At 49.2% G+C, this 20,267-nt stretch carries 18 protein-coding genes; 16 read left to right on the top strand and 2 right to left on the bottom strand.

Going from position 1 to position 20,267, the window contains the following annotated elements:
• Positions 1–2: 2 nt before the first annotated feature.
• On the bottom strand, positions 3–635 hold the full coding sequence (locus tag NQ546_RS05985; protein WP_039953092.1) for an HU family DNA-binding protein: 633 nt from the start codon (positions 633–635) through the stop codon (positions 3–5).
• 381 nt (positions 636–1,016) lie between these two features.
• On the opposite strand from NQ546_RS05985, the gene dxs reads away from it, so the two are divergent.
• The 14 genes from dxs to NQ546_RS05915 all read left to right on the top strand — a co-directional run bounded on the left by dxs (position 1,017) and on the right by NQ546_RS05915 (position 16,634).
• Positions 1,017–2,924: a 1-deoxy-D-xylulose-5-phosphate synthase gene (gene dxs / locus NQ546_RS05980; protein WP_004289134.1), complete on the top strand. Its 1,908-nt coding sequence runs from the start codon at positions 1,017–1,019 to the stop codon at positions 2,922–2,924.
• 75 nt (positions 2,925–2,999) lie between these two features.
• Positions 3,000–4,340: a Trk system potassium transporter TrkA gene (gene trkA, locus NQ546_RS05975; RefSeq protein ID WP_004289132.1), complete on the top strand. Its 1,341-nt coding sequence runs from the start codon at positions 3,000–3,002 to the stop codon at positions 4,338–4,340.
• Between the two features lie 27 nt (positions 4,341–4,367).
• On the top strand, positions 4,368–5,819 hold the full coding sequence (locus NQ546_RS05970; RefSeq protein WP_004289131.1) for a TrkH family potassium uptake protein: 1,452 nt from the start codon (positions 4,368–4,370) through the stop codon (positions 5,817–5,819).
• A gap of 102 nt (positions 5,820–5,921) precedes the next feature.
• On the top strand, positions 5,922–6,293 hold the full coding sequence (locus NQ546_RS05965) for a hypothetical protein (RefSeq protein ID WP_239463457.1): 372 nt from the start codon (positions 5,922–5,924) through the stop codon (positions 6,291–6,293).
• Between the two features lie 117 nt (positions 6,294–6,410).
• Entirely contained in the window at positions 6,411–6,761 is a 351-nt protein-coding gene (locus NQ546_RS05960) for an NADH-quinone oxidoreductase subunit A (protein WP_004289129.1), read from the top strand.
• Positions 6,752–7,336, top strand: a complete 585-nt coding sequence (locus NQ546_RS05955; RefSeq protein ID WP_004289128.1) for an NADH-quinone oxidoreductase subunit B — start codon at positions 6,752–6,754, stop codon at positions 7,334–7,336. The genes NQ546_RS05960 and NQ546_RS05955 overlap by 10 nt, the downstream gene beginning before the upstream one ends.
• A gap of 111 nt (positions 7,337–7,447) precedes the next feature.
• Positions 7,448–9,040, top strand: a complete 1,593-nt coding sequence (locus NQ546_RS05950) for an NADH-quinone oxidoreductase subunit D (protein ID WP_004289127.1) — start codon at positions 7,448–7,450, stop codon at positions 9,038–9,040.
• Between the two features lie 99 nt (positions 9,041–9,139).
• The gene (gene nuoH, locus NQ546_RS05945; protein ID WP_004293776.1) at positions 9,140–10,216 is read left to right on the top strand and encodes an NADH-quinone oxidoreductase subunit NuoH; all 1,077 of its coding nucleotides are present in this window, start codon (positions 9,140–9,142) and stop codon (positions 10,214–10,216) included.
• A gap of 61 nt (positions 10,217–10,277) precedes the next feature.
• Positions 10,278–10,790 carry a 4Fe-4S binding protein gene (locus NQ546_RS05940; protein ID WP_004289125.1) on the top strand — a complete coding sequence of 171 codons (513 nt, stop codon included), beginning with the start codon at positions 10,278–10,280 and terminating at the stop codon, positions 10,788–10,790.
• A 29-nt stretch (positions 10,791–10,819) separates the two neighbouring features.
• Complete coding sequence (locus tag NQ546_RS05935) at positions 10,820–11,332, top strand: NADH-quinone oxidoreductase subunit J family protein (protein WP_004289124.1); 513 nt, start codon at positions 10,820–10,822, stop codon at positions 11,330–11,332.
• 5 nt (positions 11,333–11,337) lie between these two features.
• Positions 11,338–11,646, top strand: coding sequence for an NADH-quinone oxidoreductase subunit NuoK (gene nuoK / locus NQ546_RS05930; RefSeq protein WP_004289123.1), 309 nt, complete (start codon positions 11,338–11,340; stop codon positions 11,644–11,646).
• Between the two features lie 5 nt (positions 11,647–11,651).
• Positions 11,652–13,562 carry an NADH-quinone oxidoreductase subunit L gene (nuoL, locus tag NQ546_RS05925; RefSeq protein ID WP_039953194.1) on the top strand — a complete coding sequence of 637 codons (1,911 nt, stop codon included), beginning with the start codon at positions 11,652–11,654 and terminating at the stop codon, positions 13,560–13,562.
• A 70-nt stretch (positions 13,563–13,632) separates the two neighbouring features.
• Entirely contained in the window at positions 13,633–15,120 is a 1,488-nt protein-coding gene (locus NQ546_RS05920) for a complex I subunit 4 family protein (protein WP_004289121.1), read from the top strand.
• Between the two features lie 74 nt (positions 15,121–15,194).
• A complete protein-coding gene (locus tag NQ546_RS05915; protein WP_004289120.1) occupies positions 15,195–16,634 on the top strand; it encodes an NADH-quinone oxidoreductase subunit N in 1,440 nt (479 codons plus the stop codon).
• A 131-nt stretch (positions 16,635–16,765) separates the two neighbouring features.
• Here the strand turns inward: NQ546_RS05915 and NQ546_RS05910 are convergent, their stop codons facing one another.
• Positions 16,766–17,635 carry an AraC family transcriptional regulator gene (locus NQ546_RS05910; protein ID WP_004293768.1) on the bottom strand — a complete coding sequence of 290 codons (870 nt, stop codon included), beginning with the start codon at positions 17,633–17,635 and terminating at the stop codon, positions 16,766–16,768.
• Positions 17,636–18,059: 424 nt separating this feature from the next.
• Between NQ546_RS05910 and uxuA the strand changes: the two genes are divergently transcribed.
• Positions 18,060–19,232, top strand: coding sequence for a mannonate dehydratase (gene uxuA, locus NQ546_RS05905; protein ID WP_004289115.1), 1,173 nt, complete (start codon positions 18,060–18,062; stop codon positions 19,230–19,232).
• 29 nt (positions 19,233–19,261) lie between these two features.
• On the top strand, positions 19,262–20,077 hold the full coding sequence (locus NQ546_RS05900; RefSeq protein WP_004289114.1) for an SDR family oxidoreductase: 816 nt from the start codon (positions 19,262–19,264) through the stop codon (positions 20,075–20,077).
• The last annotated feature ends 190 nt before the right edge of the window (positions 20,078–20,267 follow it).

The raw sequence follows: 20,267 nt of genomic DNA, 5'->3' as shown, positions 1-20,267 counted from the left end.
ATTCATTCTTCAGACTTGATATATACGCGGTGACTGCCAAATCCGCTGAAGCCGATGCCCGTTCCCGGTGTATGCGACAACTTACGCAGCTCAACGGTTCCTGACGAACGAAGCAATCCCGTCAGTTGGCAATACGTACGGACGGTGAGAAAAGGATGTGCTTCCAAATGTTTTCGTGCTATCTCCAACCGTTGTCCGGCAGTATATTTTTGCGAAGAGCGGACAGGCTTCCACGGTGCACGCCGCAGCGTACAGTGCCTATTGGTTTTATACACCAGTTCCTTTTCCGCCTGAAAATTAATTTTCCCCACAAAGATGCTCTGCGCATTGCGATGGGTGGCGTCACCGTCCGCTTCTTCACGCTCCTTGTCGGCGCCTATCACCAGCCCCGGAGTGAACGTACCGATGCCGTCTATCTTTGCCGAAAAGCCCCGCGCCATTGTATGCGCCATTGCCTCCGCCAGCTCGCAGATGATGCCCTCGACCATCCCCGGAGAAAAGCCGCTCCGTAGGGAGATATATTCCGCCAATTCGCGGGTTGAACTTTGTCCCAACAATACCATTTGCGGGTAAGTCACCCGTTCGCCTTTCCCTTGCAGGTCAGGCATTTCTTTCATTACATAATGCGTAGGCATTTGCTATCTTCTTTTTTTTAAAAGGTTCCACACTCTTATTTCTTCCTGTACTCCCTATCCAAACTTACTTCATCCGGCAAGGGAACCTATCTTTGCAGTATCCAAGACTTGGAATGAAGGCTTCATTTCTTAGAATAAAGCTTTCATTCTAAGGAATTGAACTTTCAGTTTCAGAAATCAAAGCTCAATTCCAAGTCTTGGATACTACAAAGATAGGTTTTCCCGCCGGGCAAAACAAGTTTTCATTGTATATTTCATAGCGGAAAGGATTTATCCCTCTTTTCTATGTAAAAAGAAGACGACAAAATAAAAAACAGATAAAATGATATAGTCATCCGTTTTCTTTTCGTATTTTTGCATTTTGTAATCTTCAGTACAGTGATGAAAACAGAGTCAACAACATATAACTTGCTAAATTCCATTTCTTATCCGGAAGACTTACGTAAATTAAGCGTAGAACAACTTCCGGAACTTTGTGAAGAATTAAGGCAAGACATCATTCAAGAACTTTCATGCAATCCGGGACATTTTGCTGCGAGTTTGGGTACGGTGGAACTGACCGTAGCGCTGCATTACGTCTACAACACTCCATACGACCGCATCGTATGGGATGTGGGGCATCAGGCTTACGGGCACAAGATGCTCACCGGACGTCGCGAGGCTTTCTGCACCAACCGCAAATTCAAAGGCATACGTCCTTTTCCCACTCCCGTAGAAAGCGATTACGACACCTTTACCTGCGGACATGCCTCCAATTCTATTTCGGCGGCTTTGGGTATGGCTGTCGCAGCAGCCAAGAAAGGAGAAAAAGACCGCCACGTAGTAGCCGTCATTGGCGACGGCAGCATGAGCGGAGGACTGGCTTTCGAGGGCTTGAACAATGCTTCGTCCACGGCCAACAACCTGTTGATTATCCTCAACGATAATGACATGGCGATAGACCGCAGTGTGGGTGGCATGAAACAATATCTCTTCAACCTGACCACATCGAACCGCTACAACCAGCTACGCTTCAAAGCATCCAAAATGCTATTCAAAATGGGCGTACTGAATGAAGACCGGCGTAAAGCGTTAATCCGCTTCTCCAACAGCCTGAAATCAATGGCAGCCCAGCAGCAGAACATCTTCGAGGGGATGAACATCCGCTACTTCGGTCCAATAAACGGACACGATGTAAAAAACCTGGCACGCATCCTGCGGGATATAAAAGATATGCAGGGTCCTAAGATCCTTCATCTGCACACAGTCAAAGGCAAAGGCTTTGAACCGGCAGAAAAAAATCCGGGCATCTGGCATGCACCGGGCAAATTCGATCCGGAGACAGGCGAACGCATCACGACCGATACCAGCAATCTGCCCCCTCTGTACCAAACCGTATTCGGAGAGACATTGGTGGAATTGGCCGAGAAGAATCCGAAAATTGTCGGTATCACCCCCGCCATGCCCACAGGATGTTCCATGAACCTATTGATGAAAGCCATGCCCGACCGCGCCTTCGACGTGGGTATTGCCGAAGGACATGCCGCCACATTCTCCGGCGGTATGGCAAAAGAAGGGCTGCAACCTTTCTGCAACATTTATTCGTCCTTCATGCAACGGGCCTACGACAACGTGATACACGACATTGCCATCCTGAAGCTACCCGTCGTACTTTGTTTGGACCGCGCCGGACTGGTAGGCGAAGACGGACCTACGCATCATGGAGTATACGATCTTGCCTATTTCCGCCCTATCCCTAATCTGACTATATCTTCACCTATGGACGAACACGAGTTGCGCCGGCTGATGTACACAGCCCAACTGCCCGATAAGGGTCCGTTCGTTATCCGTTACCCGCGTGGACGCGGCGTACTGGTAAACTGGAAATGTCCACTGGAAGAAATCCCCGTAGGCAAAGGGCGTAAACTGAAAGACGGCAAAGACCTGGCAGTCATCACCCTCGGCCCGATAGGAAACATTGCCGCACGCGCCATTAAACGGGCGGAAGCAGACAAAGGAATCTCCATAGCCCATTACGACCTGCGTTTCCTCAAGCCTCTGGATGAAACATTATTACATGAAGTAGGACGTAACTTCAGTCGCATCCTCACCATAGAAGACGGTGCACGAAAAGGCGGCATGGGAAGTGCCGTACTGGAATTCATGGCAGATCATGACTACACCCCGCATATAAAGCGTATCGGCGTGCCCGACACATTTATTGAACATGGTACGGTACAAGAACTATACCGGTTGTGCGGAATGGATGAAGAAGGAATCTATAATATATTAATTAAGAATGATGAATGAAGAACCGGGCTGCGCCATGCGCAAGCCATCCGCAAGGAAATTCTTCATTCTTAATTCTTCATTTCTAAAAATATTGTGAAGATTATTATTGCAGGTGCCGGCGCAGTAGGCACACATTTAGCCAAACTCTTGTCGCGCGAGAAGCAAGACATCATATTGATGGACGACAACGAAGAAAGGATGAGCACGCTCAGCTCCAACTTCGACTTGATGACCGTCACCGCCTCTCCCACCTCCATTACAGGATTAAAAGAAGTAGGAGTAGGAGAAGCCGACCTCTTCATTGCCGTCACCCCCGATGAAAGCCGCAACATCACCGCCTGTATGCTTGCCACCAACCTCGGTGCGCAAAAGACCGTAGGGCGCATTGACAACTACGAATACCTGCTACCCAAAAACAAGGAGTTCTTCCAGAAGTTAGGGGTAGACTCGCTCATTTATCCGGAAATGCTCGCTGCAAAAGAAATCGTATCATCCATCCGCATGAGCTGGGTGCGCCAATGGTGGGAATTTTGCGGCGGTGCACTGATTCTGATAGGTGCCAAGATGCGCGAAAAGGCTGAGATTCTGGACATCCCCCTGCACCAACTGGGCGGACCGGAACTGCCCTATCACGTGGTAGCCATCAAACGCGGTAACGAAACATTGATTCCTCGTGGCGACGATGTCATAAAGCTGCACGACATTGTCTACTTCACCACCACCCGCAAATTCGTTCCATATATCCGCAAGATAGCCGGCAAAGAAGATTATGCCGACGTACGCAACGTCATGATTATGGGCGGAAGCCGCATTGCCGTGCGCACCGCACAATATGTTCCCGACTATATGCAAGTGAAAATTGTGGATAACGACCTGAACCGATGCAACCGGCTGACCGAATTATTGGATGACAAGACAATGATTATCAACGGAGACGGACGAGACATGGACTTACTCGTGGAAGAAGGATTGAAGAACACCGAAGCCTTTGTTGCACTAACCGGCAACTCGGAAACAAACATCCTTGCCTGTCTGGCGGCAAAGCGTATGGGAGTAAGCAAAACAGTGGCGGAAGTAGAAAACATAGATTATATAGGTATGGCGGAAAGCCTTGACATCGGCACTGTCATCAATAAAAAGATGATCGCTGCCAGCCATATTTACCAGATGATGCTGGATGCCGACGTCAGCAATGTGAAATGCCTGACTTTCGCCAATGCTGATGTAGCGGAGTTTACCGTCAAGGCAGGATCCAAAATAACCAAACACCCGGTAAAAGACCTCGGCCTGCCCAAAGGAACCACTATCGGCGGACTGATACGTAACGGTGAAGGTGTTGTGGTTATGGGTAACACGCAAATACAACCCGGCGACCATGTGGTGGTATTCTGCCTGAACATGATGATTAAGAAAATCGAAAAATACTTTAATTAGCGAAGAATTAAGAGTTACTTGACAGACGTGATCAACTTTAAGACAATTATACGGATTATCGGTATTCTGCTATTGCTGGAAACAATCATGCTGTTGGCATGCTCGGGCATATCATATTACTATAACGACGAAGCACTGCTCGACTTTTGGAAATCGGCAGGAATCACAGCCGGAGCCGGTCTGCTCATGGCAGTTGCCGGAAAAGGGGGCGACAAGCAGTTAACCCGTCGCGACGGTTATGTATTGGTCAGCTTTGCCTGGGTAGCCTTCTCCCTCTTCGGTATGTTGCCTTTTTACATCAGCGGATATGTCCCCGACATTACAAATGCTTTTTTTGAAACCATGTCCGGCTTTACCAGTACGGGAGCCACCGTACTGGACAACATAGAGTCGCTTCCCCATGGACTTTTGTTCTGGCGCAGCATGACGCAATGGATAGGCGGTTTGGGAATCATCATGTTCACGATTGCAGTGTTGCCCATCTTCGGAGTCAGCGGCCTGCAAGTATTCGCAGCCGAAGCCAGCGGCCCCACCCATGACAAAGTGCACCCGCGCATCGGCATTACAGCCAAATGGATATGGGGAATCTATACCGGACTTACCTTTATCCTCGTAATCCTGCTAATGCTGGGAGGAATGAACTGGTTTGACAGCATATGCCATGCTTTCGCCACCACAGGCACAGGAGGTTTTTCTACCAAACAGGCGAGTGTGGCATACTATCATTCTCCCTACATAGAATATGTTATCTCCCTTTTTATGTTTGTCTCCGGCATCAACTTTACGTTGCTGTTGTTTTTTGTCAACCGGAAATTCAAAAAAGTCATTGATAACGCTGAATTGAAATGGTACTTCTGGTCGGTAACCGGATTTACCACCGTAATTGCCGTTATCCTTCATTATACCAGTTCGATGGGCATGGAAGAAGCCTTCCGCAAATCATTGTTCCAGGTTATCTCCCTGCACACTTCCACCGGCTTTGCCACAGACGACTACATGCTATGGACGCCCATACTCTGGGGATTACTGACCATCGTCATGATAATGGGAGCGTGCGCAGGCAGCACGACAGGCGGACTAAAATGTATTCGAATGGTCATTCTCGCCAAAGTGTCACGCAATGAGTTCAAGCATATCCTCCACCCCAACGCCGTATTACCGGTACGCGTAAACAAGCAAGTCATATCGCCTTCCATTGTTTCTACCGTACTGGCATTCTTCTTTTTATATTTCATTATTGCTATCATCGGCATATTAATAATGATGGGAATGGGGATAGATGCCGAAGAATCTATCGGCTGCGTTGTGTCCAGCATCGGGAATATGGGTCCGGGATTAGGAGATACCGGCCCGGCATATTCGTGGAATTCCCTACCCGATGCCGCTAAATGGCTGCTGTCGTTCCTGATGTTGCTGGGACGTCTGGAATTATTCACCGTTTTACTTTTATTCACACCGGAATTCTGGAAACGGAATTGATTTAGGATAAAAAGTGTAAAAATAGTCATTTTTTGTCATGCCGAGATAGCAAAATGAGAGATACTTATTATATCTTTGCGCCCTGAAAAGAGATATGGAGGTATGAAACAGTGCATAAAATATTGTATGATAGCCATACTCGCAGTTTTATTACACAACGGTGCAATAGAAGCTGCGGATTTATTATGCACTCCGGTTGACCACCAGACAGAGAGTTGCACCCTAACTCAAGCACCTACCACCCGGCAAGCCGTTCAGAACTATTACCAACATTCATCATCCACCGCTTCCTGTCTGGAACATGTGGATAATATGCAAGTACCGAGTAATAAAAGTTCTATGTTGCGCACCGGCATCATCCGTATGCAACAAATGCTACGTGCACAGAGTTATGACCGCATACCCGACCTGCACCATACTCCTGTACCCGATCTGCATTACTACGTATTCGGGTTAAGAAAGATTATCGTATAAAACGAGTGATAGACAGCGGGGAATCCTTTTACATATTGTCATTCTATCATCTTATTGTCCTATCGCTGTATTATTACCGTATATCTATATTTATACATCTAAAATCTTATCAGATTTATGAACTTTACTTTGTTAGTAGTCGTCCTGTTGACGGCAATTGCTTTCGTGGGTATCGTCATCGCGCTGTCTAATGCGATAGCGCCCCGTTCGTACAATGCGCAGAAAATGGAGCCGTACGAATGTGGTATTCCCACCCGCGGTAAATCATGGATGCAGTTCCGGGTGGGTTACTACCTGTTTGCCATCCTGTTTCTGATGTTCGAGGTGGAGACGGTTTTCCTGTTCCCTTGGGCAGTCATTACAAGGGAGCTTGGAGTAGCCGGGCTTTTCAGTATTTTATTTTTCCTTATTATATTAATTCTGGGTCTTGCTTATGCCTGGAGGAAAGGAGCTTTGGAATGGAAGTAACGAAGAAACCCAACATAAAATCTATCCCTTATGAGGAGTTTACAGACAATGAAACGTTGGAGAAATTGGTTCGGGAACTTAATGCAGGAGGTGCCAACGTGGCCCTCGGCGTACTGGACGATTTCGTTAATTGGGGACGCAGTAACTCACTGTGGCCGCTTACGTTTGCAACAAGTTGTTGCGGTATCGAATTTATGGCCCTCGGTGCAGCCCGCTATGATATGGCACGCTTCGGGTTTGAAGTAGCCCGCGCCAGTCCGCGTCAGGCAGACATGATCATGGTGTGTGGAACAATCACAAACAAAATGGCCCCGGTGCTGAAACGTCTGTACGACCAGATGGCCGACCCTAAGTATGTGATAGCCGTAGGTGGCTGCGCAGTCAGTGGCGGTCCGTTCAAGAAGTCTTACCACGTTGTCAATGGAGTGGATAAGATCCTGCCGGTAGACGTATATATTCCGGGATGCCCTCCCCGACCCGAAGCATTCTACTACGGAATGATGCAGTTGCAACGCAAAGTGAAAATCGAAAAATATTTTGGCGGAGTAAACCGAAAAGAAGAGAAGAACTTGTGATTAGTGATTAGCGATTAGAAATTAGTGATTAGAACGGTACAAATATCAATAAATAAGTCTATAAATCAATAATCCTTAATTGCTAAACTCCAGACATTATATAAGTTAAGTATGGAAATAAAATATATAAATCCCGCAGCCTTGCATGACGAGATGCTGCGCCTACGGCAAGAAGAGCAGATGGACTTCCTTGAATGCCTTACAGGCATGGACTGGGGTGAGCCGGACACAGCTAAAGATACTCCCGACACTCCACGAGGCCTTGGCGTTGTTTATCAGCTGGAATCTACTGCCACCGGCAAACGGATGGCAGTTCGCACCGCCACCCTCGACAGGGAACATCCCGAACTGCCTTCAGTGTGCGACATATGGAAAGCCGCCGACTTCCTGGAACGTGAAGTATTCGATTTCTATGGGGTGGTTTTCATCGGTCATCCCGATATGCGACGTCTTTATCTGCGCAATGATTGGGTAGGCTATCCGATGCGTAAGGACGATGATCCTGAAGCACAAAACCCTCTGCGTATGGATAATGAGGAGACAGTCGATACAACCACCGAACTGGAGCTGAATCCGGATGGAACCGTAAAGAACAAAGAATCGCTACTCTTCGGTGATGATGAATATGTAGTAAATATCGGTCCGCAGCATCCTGCAACCCATGGTGTAATGCGTTTCCGCGTGTCACTGGAAGGTGAAATCATCGAAAAAATCGATGCCAACTGCGGCTATATCCACCGGGGCATCGAAAAGATGTGCGAGAGCCTGACATACCCGCAAACACTGGCTCTAACCGACCGTTTGGACTATCTGGGCGCCCACCAAAACCGCCATGCCCTATGCATGTGCATCGAACAAGCAATGGGTATAGAAGTCAGCGAACGCGTGCAGTACATCCGCACAATCATGGACGAATTGCAACGCATCGATTCACACTTGCTTTTCTACTCCTGCCTGGCAATGGACCTCGGCGCACTGACCGCTTTCTTCTACGGTTTTCGCGATCGCGAGAAGATTCTGGACATCTTTGAAGGAACCTGCGGCGGACGCCTCATCATGAACTATAACACAATTGGCGGCGTACAAGCCGACATTGCTCCCGACTTCCAGAAAAAGGTAAAAGAATTCATTCCTTACCTGCGCGGCATCCTGCATGAATACCACGATGTATTTACGGGAAACATCATTGCGCAACAACGTCTGAAAGGCGTAGGGGTACTGTCTCGTGAAGATGCCATAGCCTTCGGCGCCACCGGAGGCACAGGTCGTGCCAGCGGTTGGGCTTGCGATGTGCGTAAGCGTATGCCTTACAGCATGTATAGCAAGGTGGACTTTAAAGAAGTTATCCGCACCGAAGGTGATTCCTGGGCACGCTATCTCATCCGCATGGATGAAATCATGGAAAGCCTGAATATCATCGAACAGTTGATAGACAACATCCCCGAAGGCAACTATCAGGAAAAGATGAAACCGATTATCCGCGTGCCGGAAGGCAACTACTATGCCGCCGTAGAAGGCAGCCGCGGTGAATTCGGGGTATTCCTCGAAAGCCATGGCGACAAAATGCCCTACCGCTTGCATTTCCGCAGTACGGGGCTTCCATTGGTATCTACCGTAGACACAATTTGTCGCGGTGCAAAGATTGCCGACCTTATCGCTATCGGTGGAACACTGGACTATGTAGTACCGGATATTGACAGGTAAATTAATTGATTAATGATTAACGATTAGTGATTAACCCCTTGCAGTATTGACAGTGCAACCTGTTAGTCGCTAATCACTAACAACTAATAACTAAATAACGTGTTTGACTTTAGTATAGTAACCAATTGGATTCACCAGATGCTGACCTCCTTTATGCCGGAAGGTCTGGCGGTGTTCCTCGAATGTGTAGTGATAGGCGTATGCATCATCCTTATGTATGCGGTGCTTGCCATTATTCTGATTTACATGGAGCGTAAGATATGCGCTTTCTTCCAGTGCCGCCTCGGTCCGATGCGTGTAGGAAAGTGGGGACTGCTCCAAGTGCCCTGCGACGTTATCAAGATGCTGACCAAAGAAATCATTGACCTGAAATTCTCCGACAGGCTTCTCTATAACCTGGCGCCATTCATGGTTATCATCGCTTCATTCCTGACATTCGCCTGTCTGCCCATCAGCAAAGGGCTGGAAGTTCTGGACTTTAACGTAGGTGTCTTCTTCCTGCTTGCAGCTTCAAGCATCGGCGTGGTAGGTATCCTGCTTGCCGGTTGGAGTTCCAACAATAAGTTCTCACTTATCGGAGCCATGCGAAGCGGTGCACAAATCATCAGCTATGAACTTTCGTGCGGACTGAGCATTCTGACAATGGTTGTTTTAATGGGTACGATGCAGTTCTCCGAAATCGTAGCCGGACAAGCTGACGGATGGTTCATCTTCAAAGGACATATTCCGGCAGTGATAGCGTTTGTTATTTATCTGATTGCAGGCAATGCTGAAACCAACCGCGGCCCGTTCGACTTGCCGGAAGCAGAAAGTGAGCTGACAGCCGGTTATCATACGGAGTACTCCGGTATGGGATTCGGCTTCTTCTATCTGGCAGAATACCTGAACCTGTTCATCGTTGCCAGTGTTGCAGCCACTATTTTTCTGGGAGGCTGGATGCCGCTGCACATCGTCGGTCTGGACGGTTTCAATGCAGTAATGGATTACATTCCGGGATTTGTATGGTTCTTCGGCAAAGCATTTTTCGTAGTGTTCCTGCTGATGTGGATTAAATGGACATTCCCGCGTCTGCGTATCGATCAGATCCTGAATCTTGAATGGAAATACCTGGTACCTATCTCCATGGTAAACCTGATATTGATGGTGTTGATTGTCGTATTCGGACTACACTTTTAACCGACGCCGACGTTGCATCGGAACAAAGTTCCCATTCGGATAAATCTAAAACAATAAAATAATGAAAGATAATAAAGAACATAACTCTTATATAGGCGGCCTCATAAACGGTGTCAGCTCCCTGCTGACGGGCATGAAAACCACTATGACCGTTTTCTGCCGGAAGAAGACCACCGAACAATATCCGGAGAACCGGAAGACACTGAAACTCTCCGAACGCTTCAGGGGTACGCTGACGATGCCCCACAACGAGCAGAACGAGCATCATTGCGTAGCTTGCGGCCTGTGCCAAATGGCTTGTCCCAACGACACCATCAAAGTGACGAGTGAAACCATAGAGACGGAAGACGGTAAGAAAAAGAAGATATTGGCGAAATATGAGTACGACCTCGGTTCGTGCATATTCTGCCAGCTCTGCGTCAATGCCTGTCCGCATGATGCCATTACATTCGACCAGAATTTTGAGCATGCAGTATTCGACCGTAGCAAACTGGTGCTGACGCTGAATCATCCGGGCAGTCACGTAGAAGAGAAGAAGAAATCCGCCGCTCCCCAAGCTGAAGTAGCGAAGTAATTAGTCATTCATAATTAGTAATCAAAAACATGGAATTCAATCTTGAAACAATAGTATTCTACTTCCTTGCGGCTTTCATTACCGTATTTTCCATACTGACGGTAACTACCAGACGCATGGTACGCTCGGCCACTTACCTGCTGTTCGTTCTTTTCGGTACGGCAGGCATCTATTTCCTGTTGGGATATACATTCCTCGGCTCTGTACAGATTATGGTGTACGCAGGCGGTATCGTCGTCCTCTACGTCTTCTCCATCCTGCTCACCAGCGGTGAAGGCGACATCGCGGGAAAGCTGAAACGCAGCAAGTTCCTTGCCGGGCTGGGCGCTACCATAGGCGGAGCCATTATAGTAGTATTCATAACCCTGAAACATAAGTTTATCGCCACCACCGACGTGGTGCCTCTTGAGGTCAACATCAAGACTATCGGGCATCACATGCTGAGCGGCGACAAATATGGTTACCTGTTGCCTTTCGAAGCTGTCAGCATCCTGCTGCTGGCATGTATCGTAGGCGGATTATTAATCGCACGTAAAAGATAAGAATTATGATACACATGGAATATTACCTGATAGTCTCGGCTATCATGTTTTTCGCCGGCATTTACGGGTTCTTTACCCGTCGCAACACATTGGCGATATTAATTTCGATTGAGTTGATACTGAACGCTACCGACATCAACTTCGCAGTATTCAACCGTTTTCTGTTTCCCGGCGGACTGGAAGGTTACTTCTTCTCACTGTTCTCCATTGCCATTTCGGCAGCCGAAACAGCAGTAGCTATTGCTATCATGATTAATATCTATCGTAACATACGCTCTATCCAGGTGAACAAACTGGATGAACTCAAATGGTAATAAATATGGAATATACGATTCTAATCCTTCTTCTTCCCTTACTCTCTTTCCTTGTTTTGGGATTGGGCGGTAAATGGATGTCACACCGTACCGCCGGAAGTATCGGTACGGGCGTGTTGGGTGTGGTGACGGTGCTCTCCTACCTCACCGCAATACAGTATTTCACTGCTCCCCGGCTGGCAGACGGCACATACGCCACACTGATGCCTTATAACTGTACATGGCTGCCGTTCACGCCTTCACTCAGCATTGACCTGGGAATCTTGCTCGACCCCATTTCGGTGATGATGCTGATTGTCATAAGTACCGTTTCATTCATGGTACACCTCTACTCCTTCGGCTACATGAAAGGTGAGCGCGGTTTTCAACGTTATTATGCCTTTCTTTCGCTTTTCACCATGTCCATGCTCGGACTCGTGGTGGCTACGAACATCTTCCAGATGTATCTGTTTTGGGAACTGGTGGGCGTGTCTTCCTACCTGCTGATTGGTTTCTACTATACCAAACCGGCAGCCATAGCCGCCAGCAAAAAGGCATTCATCGTTACCCGTTTTGCCGATTTGGGCTTCCTGATCGGTATTCTGGTCTACGGCTACTATGCCGGAACCTATACTTTCCAGCCCGATGAAATGGCACTGCTGAAAGGCGGCGCTACCATGATTCCGCTGGCACTGGGACTGATGTTCATCGGCGGAGCCGGAAAGAGCGCCATGTTCCCGTTGCACATCTGGCTGCCCGATGCAATGGAAGGTCCTACTCCCGTCAGCGCACTGATCCACGCCGCCACAATGGTGGTTGCAGGCGTGTATCTGGTGGCACGTATGTTCCCGCTCTTCATAGACTATGCGCCTCAGGTGCTGCACCTCGTTGCTTATGTGGGCGCATTCACCGCATTCTATGCCGCCAGTGTAGCTTGCGTGCAAAGCGACATCAAGCGTGTGCTTGCCTTCTCCACTATCTCACAGATAGGCTTTATGATGGTGGCACTCGGCGTATGCACCTCCCTGAATCCCCACGAAGGCGGACTGGGTTATATGGCAGGCATGTTCCATTTGTTTACACATGCCATGTTCAAGGCCCTGCTGTTCCTTGGCGCAGGCAGCATCATCCATGCGGTGCACAGCAACGAGATGTCTGCTATGGGCGGATTGCGCAAGTACATGCCGGTTACGCATATCACTTTCCTGATAGCCTGTCTGGCCATCGCCGGTATTCCACCGCTCTCCGGGTTCTTCTCCAAGGACGAGATACTGACAGCCTGTTTCCGGTTCAGCCCCGTCATGGGTTGGATAATGACAGTGATTGCCGCAATGACTGCATTCTATATGTTCCGCCTCTACTACGGCATCTTCTGGAGTGACAAACGGTCAGCAGCCAATGATGAGCACTCATCACACAACGCTCACCACACTCCTCACGAAAGCCCGTTGACAATGACCGTCCCGCTAATGTTCCTTGCTCTGGTTACGATAGTTGCCGGCTTCATTCCTTTCGGACACTTCGTCAGCTCAAACGGTGAAGCCTATACCATTCATCTGGACTGGGGTGTGGCAGGCACAAGCATTGCCATTGCCGTCATCTCCATAGCTTTGGCCACTTATATGTACAAAAGCGGGAAACAGCAGGTTGCCAATGCGCTTGCCCGCCGCTTCAACGGTTTATGGACAGCTGCCTATCACCGCTTCTACCTCGATGAAATCTACCAGTTCATCACCCACCGCATCATCTTCGGTTGTATCAGCCGCCCGATAGCCTGGTGGGACCGCCATGTGGTGGATGGCTTCTTCGATTTCCTTGCCTGGGGCGCTAACGCCACCAGCGACGAGATACGAGGCTTGCAAAGCGGACGCATCCAGCAATACACATTCGTATTCCTGCTGGGCACACTTGCACTGATACTGCTGCTGTTGCTGTAAACGAGAAACATAAGTTGATATCGGTTTATCAACCAATAGAACAATAACAATTAATACAATAATTATAAAGATGAATTTCTTATCCATATTCGTACTCATCCCCTTGCTGATGCTGCTGGGACTTTGGCTCAGCCGCAGCATAGCACAGATACGTGCGGTGATGGTGACCGGTGCTTCGGCATTGCTCATTGCCGCTGTCGGACTGACTGTCGCCTATCTGCAAGCCCGTCATGGCGGCGCTACGGATGAAATGCTGTTCCGCGCTGACGCGGCATGGTATCCGGCACTGAACATTCACTATTCCGTAGGCGTAGACGGCATCTCGGTGGCCATGCTGCTGCTCTCGGCAATCATCGTTTTCACCGGAACATTCGCTTCCTGGCGTCTGCAACCGCTGACCAAAGAATATTTCCTGTGGTTCACCCTGTTGTCAATGGGTGTATTCGGCTTCTTCATCTCCACCGACCTGTTCACCATGTTCATGTTCTATGAGGTGGCCCTCATACCGATGTATCTGCTGATCGGCGTATGGGGTTCGGGGCGCAAGGAATATGCCGCCATGAAGCTGACATTGATGCTGATGGGTGGTTCCGCTTTCCTGCTCATCGGTATTCTGGGCATCTACTTCGGCAGCGGCGGCACCACCATGAACCTGCTGGAGATAGCCCAACTGCACAATATCCCTATTGAGCAGCAACGAATCTGGTTTCCGCTTACCTTCCTCGGTTTCGGCGTATTGGGAGCCCTGTTCCCGTTCCACACATGGAGCCCCGACGGTCACGCATCCGCACCGACTGCCGTTTCCATGCTGCATGCAGGCGTACTGATGAAGCTGGGAGGTTACGGATGCTTCCGCATCGCCATGTATCTGATGCCTGAGGCCGCACAGGAACTCGGATGGATATTCCTCGTGCTGACGGGCATCTCCGTAGTGTATGGTGCATTCTCCGCCTGCGTACAGACCGACTTGAAATACATCAATGCCTACTCTTCCGTATCGCACTGCGGCCTGGTACTTTTCGCCATTCTGATGATGAACCGTACCGCCTGCACCGGCGCCGTACTGCAGATGCTTTCGCATGGATTGATGACCGCCTTATTCTTTGCACTCATCGGTATGATTTACGGACGTACACACACACGTGACGTACGCGAGCTTAACGGGCTGATGAAGATAATGCCTTTCCTTGCAGTATCCTACGTCATTGCCGGTCTTGCCAACCTCGGTTTGCCGGGCCTCAGCGGTTTCATTGCCGAAATGACTATCTTCAACGGTGCGTTCCAACATCCCGATACATTCCACCGCGTATGGACCGTCATAGCCTGTACGAGCATCGTAATCACCGCAGTCTACATCCTGCGTCTTGTGGGCAAGATCCTCTACGGCACTTGCACCGACAAGCACCATCTGACACTGAGCGATGCCACTTGGGACGAGCGTACCGCTGTAATCATCCTCATCGCCTGCGTAGCCGGACTCGGTCTTGCCCCGCTGTGGATGAGCAACATGATTGGAGACAGCGTTCTGCCGATAGTCAACAATTTAGTGATGAAGTAATGAAGTGCCGAATCATGAATCACCAGTTACCAATCGCTAATTATTAATCATTAATCAATTCATCACTAAATAACATGGATTACTCCCAATTTCTTTTAATGAAAGAAGAGCTGTCGCTGATAGCGGTCATCGTTATCCTGTTCATAGCCGACCTCTTCATGAGTCCGGATGCGCACAAGAATGACGGCAAGCCAATGTTGAACACTATGCTGCCCGTTGCTCTGCTCATTATCCATACGCTTATAACCATTGTCCCCGGTCCGGCGGCTGACGCTTTCGGCGGGATGTACCACAACCAGCCCATACAGAGCATCGTCAAGTCCATCCTCAGTGTAGGTACGCTCATCGTATTCCTTATGGCACACGAGTGGATGCGTCTTCCCGATACGGCAATCAAGCAAGGCGAGTTCTACATACTGACCCTCTCCACACTGCTGGGCATGTACTTTATGATTTCCGCAGGACACTTCCTGATGTTCTTCATCGGACTGGAAACGGCAAGCATCCCGATGGCTGCTTTGGTGGCCTTCGACAAATACCGCCACCATTCTGCCGAGGCAGGCGCCAAATACATCCTTACCGCCCTGTTCTCCAGTGGTTTGCTGCTTTATGGCATTTCACTGATATACGGTTCGGTAGGCACGCTCTACTTTGCCGACATCCCGGCACATCTGGACGGGAACCCGTTGCAGATTATGGCATTCGTATTCTTCTTCTCCGGCATGGGTTTCAAGATTTCGCTGGTACCTTTCCACCTGTGGACGGCAGACGTTTACGAGGGTGCTCCAAGTACGGTAACCGCTTACCTGAGCGTCATCTCCAAAGGATCGGCGGCATTCGTGCTGATGACAATCCTTTACAAGGTGTTCGCGCCCATGGTGGTGCAATGGCAGGAAGTGCTTTACTGGGTGATCATCGCCTCCATTACGCTCGCCAACCTCTTTGCGCTTCGTCAGGAAAACCTGAAGCGACTGATGGCGTTCTCCAGTATCTCACAGGCAGGATACATCATGCTGGGTGTGATCAGCGGGACATCGCTGGGCATGACCTCGCTGGTATACTACGTACTGATTTACCTGTTTGCCAACCTTGCAGTCTTTACGGTTATCACGATTGTGGCATTGCGTTCCCATAAATTCACGCTGGAAGATTACAACGGACTGTACACCACCAACCCCAAACTGGCGTTCCTGATGACGCTGGCATTGTTCTCTCTGGCAGGTATCCCCCCGTTTGCAGGTTTCTTCTCGAAGTTCTTCATCTTTGCGGCAGCGTTCGAAAGCGGTTTCCACTTGCTGGTATTCATTGCGTTGATCAACACGATCCTGTCACTTTACTACTATCTGAAGATTGTGAAGGCAATGTACATCAACAAAAGCGATGAGCCTATCGCCACTTTCCGCAGCGACAATTACACACGCGCCAGCCTTGCCATCTGTACGCTGGGCATCGTGGCGCTGAGCATTGCCAGTGTGGTATACCAGTCCATCGACAAATTCTCATTCGGAATGTAACGGTTGCTTTCCCGCAAAATAACTTTTATAACATCCCCTTTCACCGTCCGCGCCCTCCTGCCCATAGGAGGAGGACGGGTGAAAGGGGATATTTATTTTCATATTGCTGCACTGCCGCATGCAGCATTGCATCACTTCATTATCTGATTTCTGTATTGCGTGGGAGTCAGCTTGGTGAGTTGTTTAAAGGTGCGGTTGAAGTGCGAGATAGAGTCGAAGCCACATTCTACGGCTATTTGCGAAACCTCCATATCACCGATAGTCAGCAATTTGCACGCGTAGCCTATGCGCATGTCCGTCACATATTGCAAAAAAGTCCTCTCCGTCACTTCCTTAAAGAACCGGCAAAAAGCGCTGCTGTTCATATTCGCCATTTCGGCAATCTCGTCGAGTTTGAGTGATCGGGTATAATTGCTGTTGATAAAGGAAATGATTTTATCAATCCGTTTGTTTCCCACTGCCGGAAACTTCTCATAGTAGAAAGGGCTTGCCAGCATCTTCCTCTGAACGGAGACAGACAGTTCCTGCAACAAATCCAGCAATCCCGCTATCTGTCCAAATCCTTTCAGTCCGGGAAAGCCGGACATCATGCCGCACACCGGACCGCTACCGGCGGTATGGAGAAGCACCCCCCGCTTAGACTCCTCCAGCAGCAGCCTTATCTGGTGAAACTGCGGATAATGGTCGAAAGAATATTGCATAAAATTCTCCTCGAACTGAACGATAGTCCCCTGAACACGTAGCATGGGATTGCCGCACCGATATTCATCGTCACTCCGCATATAATGAGGCAGGTTGGGGCCGAACAATATCACATCCCCGTCGGCAAACTGCTCTATGCAGTCGCCTACAAAGCAGCAGCCGCGGCCTTTCTTCACATAGATAATCTCGTACTGGCTGTGGAAGTGCCAGGGATAGGTGAAGCGGTCGTAGTCGTAGTAACGCGCTTTTATCGGATTGGACTCCGATATCTGGAGCTGTTCGTTTATTATTTGTCTCATAACGCTGCTTGATGTTGGTTGCGGCATCCATCGCCCTGCCGGCAGAACAAAGATACGAATAATAATCAGTTATCCAAACCGGAGCTTTCCATATAGCTAAGTATCAGCGACCTTGATGTCCCACCATCATTTTCAATAATGGGACTTATACTCCCGCCACTTCCATTTACGAGGGAACGATGTTCTCTATACGACTGAACCCGGCTCTCATTACGATTGAAACACACTCCCATTACGACTGAAACAGGCTCCCATTACGTGTGCAAATATCTGCTCGCCTCCCCGTAGAAGCAACCGTAACATTTTTCTTCCGATACATGCAAATATCTGCAAACATCCTGCAAATATCCATTCATGAGCGAAGTGTTTTAGTGCCTATATTTGCAATAAATAATCATTTTAAATCATTAATACAAAAAGAAGTATGGAAAAGACTTGGAGATGGTTTGGCAAGAAAGACAAAATAACGCTTGACATGCTGCGGCAAATCGGTGTGGAAGGTATCGTTACCGCCTTGCACGATGTGCCCAACGGCGAAATATGGACAGAAGAGGCAATCAATGATTTGAAGCAATACATTGAGTCCTACGGCCTGCGCTGGTCGGTTGTAGAGAGCCTGCCCGTATGCGAAGCCATTAAATATGCCGGACCGGAACGCGACAAGTTGATAGAAAACTATAAAGTCAGTCTCGCCAATCTAGGTAAATGCGGCGTCAAGACCGTATGCTACAACTTCATGCCCGTCATCGACTGGATACGTACGGACTTGCAGCATCCATGGGCGGACGGTACCTCATCGCTCTACTTCGACCGGGTGCGTTTTGCCTATTTCGACCTCCGCATCCTCCAACGTGAAGGAGCGGAAAAAGACTATTCCCCGGAAGAGCTCGCCAAAGTGGAGGAACTGGACAAAACCATTACCGAAGCCGAGAAGGAAAGCCTCATCGACACGATTATCGTAAAGACACAGGGATTCGTCAACGGCAACATCAAAGAGGGCGACAAGAACCCGGTGAACATCTTCAAGAACCTGCTGGCCCTGTACAAAGGCATAGACCGCGACGCACTCCGCGAAAACATGCGGTATTTCCTTGCCGCAATCATGCCGGTGTGCGAGGAATACGGAGTGAACATGTGCGTACATCCCGATGATCCTCCTTTCCAAGTATTAGGGCTGCCGCGCATCGTCACCAACGAAGAGGACATCGCCTGGTTCCTGAATGCGGTGGACAATCCACACAACGGACTGACTTTCTGTGCCGGCTCGCTCAGTGCAGGGGAGCACAACGACACTCGTGAACTTGCCCGGAAGTTTGCATCGCGCACCCACTTCGTGCATCTGCGCAGCACCGCAGCCATGCCGGGCGGAAACTTCATAGAAAGCTCACACCTGTCAGGACGCGGACATCTCATCGACCTCATCCGCATCTTCGAGAAAGAAAACCCGGCCCTGCCGATGCGCGTAGACCATGGACGGATGATGCTGGGCGACGAGAACAAGGGATACAACCCCGGCTACTCATTCCATGGCCGCATGCTGGCACTGGCACAGGTGGAAGGAATGATGGCAGTGGTACAGGATGAAATGAAAGGATAAAACTCTAAATAAAAAAAAGAAAAAAGATTATGAACGAACAATTCAGTATTGCAGGTAAAGTGGCAGTCATCACCGGTGCAGGTGGTGTTTTGGGTGGCAGCATTGCCAAATGTTTTATGCAACAAGGCGCCAAGGTTGTGGCAGTGGACATCCGTCAGGAACAGCTGGACAAGCGTGTAGAAGAGTTGAAGACATACGGCGAGGACGTAATCGGCATTGTGGGTAACGTGCTGGACATCGCCAGCCTTGAGAAACTTGCCGACGACATTGTGGCAAAGTGGGGACGCATCGACATCCTGCTCAACATTGCCGGTGGAAACATGCCGGGCGCAACATTGGCTCCCGACCAGCACTTCTATGACATGGACATCTCCTGCTGGGAGAAAGTAACCAACCTGAACATGAACGGAACCGTTTATCCGTCTTTGGTATTCAGCAAGGTCATGGCAAAACAGGGTAAAGGATGCATTGTCAACGTATCTTCCATGGCTGCTTACAGCGCCATTACGCGCGTTCCGGGTTACTCGGCAGCCAAAACAGCCGTTGCCAACTTCACCCAATGGCTGGCAAGCGAACTGGCTCTGAAATATGGAGACGGCATCCGCGTCAACGCCATTGCTCCCGGTTTCTTCATCGGCGACCAGAACCGCGCCGTACTCATCAACCCCGACGGCTCACTGACCGACCGCAGCAAGAAAGTATTGGCAAAGACTCCGATGAAACGTTTCGGCGACATCAACGAGCTGAACGGCGCCGTACAGTTCCTGTGCAGCGATGCCGCCAGCTTCGTCACAGGCGCACTGCTCCCCATTGACGGCGGCTTCAGCGCATTCAGCGGCGTGTAAGCAGAAAGTTTAAATAAGGTTGTGAAGCATAACAGCATAAGGCAAAGCCTATGTTGTTATGCTTCATTTTTTTCATGGCTAAATGTCTTTTTAGGATTCGTGTAACAGAACCTTAACACTTTTGAAAGCGTAATGTATACGCCGCGTATCAGCCGCGTAACATTCTCTCCTCATCTTTGCAGCGAATTAA

The organism is Bacteroides eggerthii (assembly GCF_025146565.1).
Lineage (GTDB): Bacteria > Bacteroidota > Bacteroidia > Bacteroidales > Bacteroidaceae > Bacteroides > Bacteroides eggerthii.
Note: the sequence above shows the minus strand (reverse complement) of the source record. Positions and strands in the feature narration are given on the sequence as shown.

Excerpts from the sequence above, each read along its gene's own strand:
- NQ546_RS05960 (WP_004289129.1), top strand. The coding sequence starts at position 6,411 with ATGAACTTTACTTTGTTAGTAGTCGTCCTGTTGACGGCAATTGCTTTC.
- dxs (WP_004289134.1), top strand. The coding sequence starts at position 1,017 with ATGAAAACAGAGTCAACAACATATAACTTGCTAAATTCCATTTCTTAT.
- nuoK (WP_004289123.1), top strand. The coding sequence starts at position 11,338 with ATGATACACATGGAATATTACCTGATAGTCTCGGCTATCATGTTTTTC.
- NQ546_RS05915 (WP_004289120.1), top strand. The coding sequence starts at position 15,195 with ATGGATTACTCCCAATTTCTTTTAATGAAAGAAGAGCTGTCGCTGATA.
- NQ546_RS05900 (WP_004289114.1), top strand. The coding sequence starts at position 19,262 with ATGAACGAACAATTCAGTATTGCAGGTAAAGTGGCAGTCATCACCGGT.
- uxuA (WP_004289115.1), top strand. The coding sequence starts at position 18,060 with ATGGAAAAGACTTGGAGATGGTTTGGCAAGAAAGACAAAATAACGCTT.
- NQ546_RS05920 (WP_004289121.1), top strand. The coding sequence starts at position 13,633 with ATGAATTTCTTATCCATATTCGTACTCATCCCCTTGCTGATGCTGCTG.
- NQ546_RS05910 (WP_004293768.1), bottom strand. The coding sequence starts at position 17,635 with ATGAGACAAATAATAAACGAACAGCTCCAGATATCGGAGTCCAATCCG.
- NQ546_RS05935 (WP_004289124.1), top strand. The coding sequence starts at position 10,820 with ATGGAATTCAATCTTGAAACAATAGTATTCTACTTCCTTGCGGCTTTC.
- NQ546_RS05985 (WP_039953092.1), bottom strand. The coding sequence starts at position 635 with ATGCCTACGCATTATGTAATGAAAGAAATGCCTGACCTGCAAGGGAAA.
- NQ546_RS05940 (WP_004289125.1), top strand. The coding sequence starts at position 10,278 with ATGAAAGATAATAAAGAACATAACTCTTATATAGGCGGCCTCATAAAC.
- NQ546_RS05955 (WP_004289128.1), top strand. The coding sequence starts at position 6,752 with ATGGAAGTAACGAAGAAACCCAACATAAAATCTATCCCTTATGAGGAG.
- NQ546_RS05965 (WP_239463457.1), top strand. The coding sequence starts at position 5,922 with ATGAAACAGTGCATAAAATATTGTATGATAGCCATACTCGCAGTTTTA.
- NQ546_RS05950 (WP_004289127.1), top strand. The coding sequence starts at position 7,448 with ATGGAAATAAAATATATAAATCCCGCAGCCTTGCATGACGAGATGCTG.
- nuoL (WP_039953194.1), top strand. The coding sequence starts at position 11,652 with ATGGAATATACGATTCTAATCCTTCTTCTTCCCTTACTCTCTTTCCTT.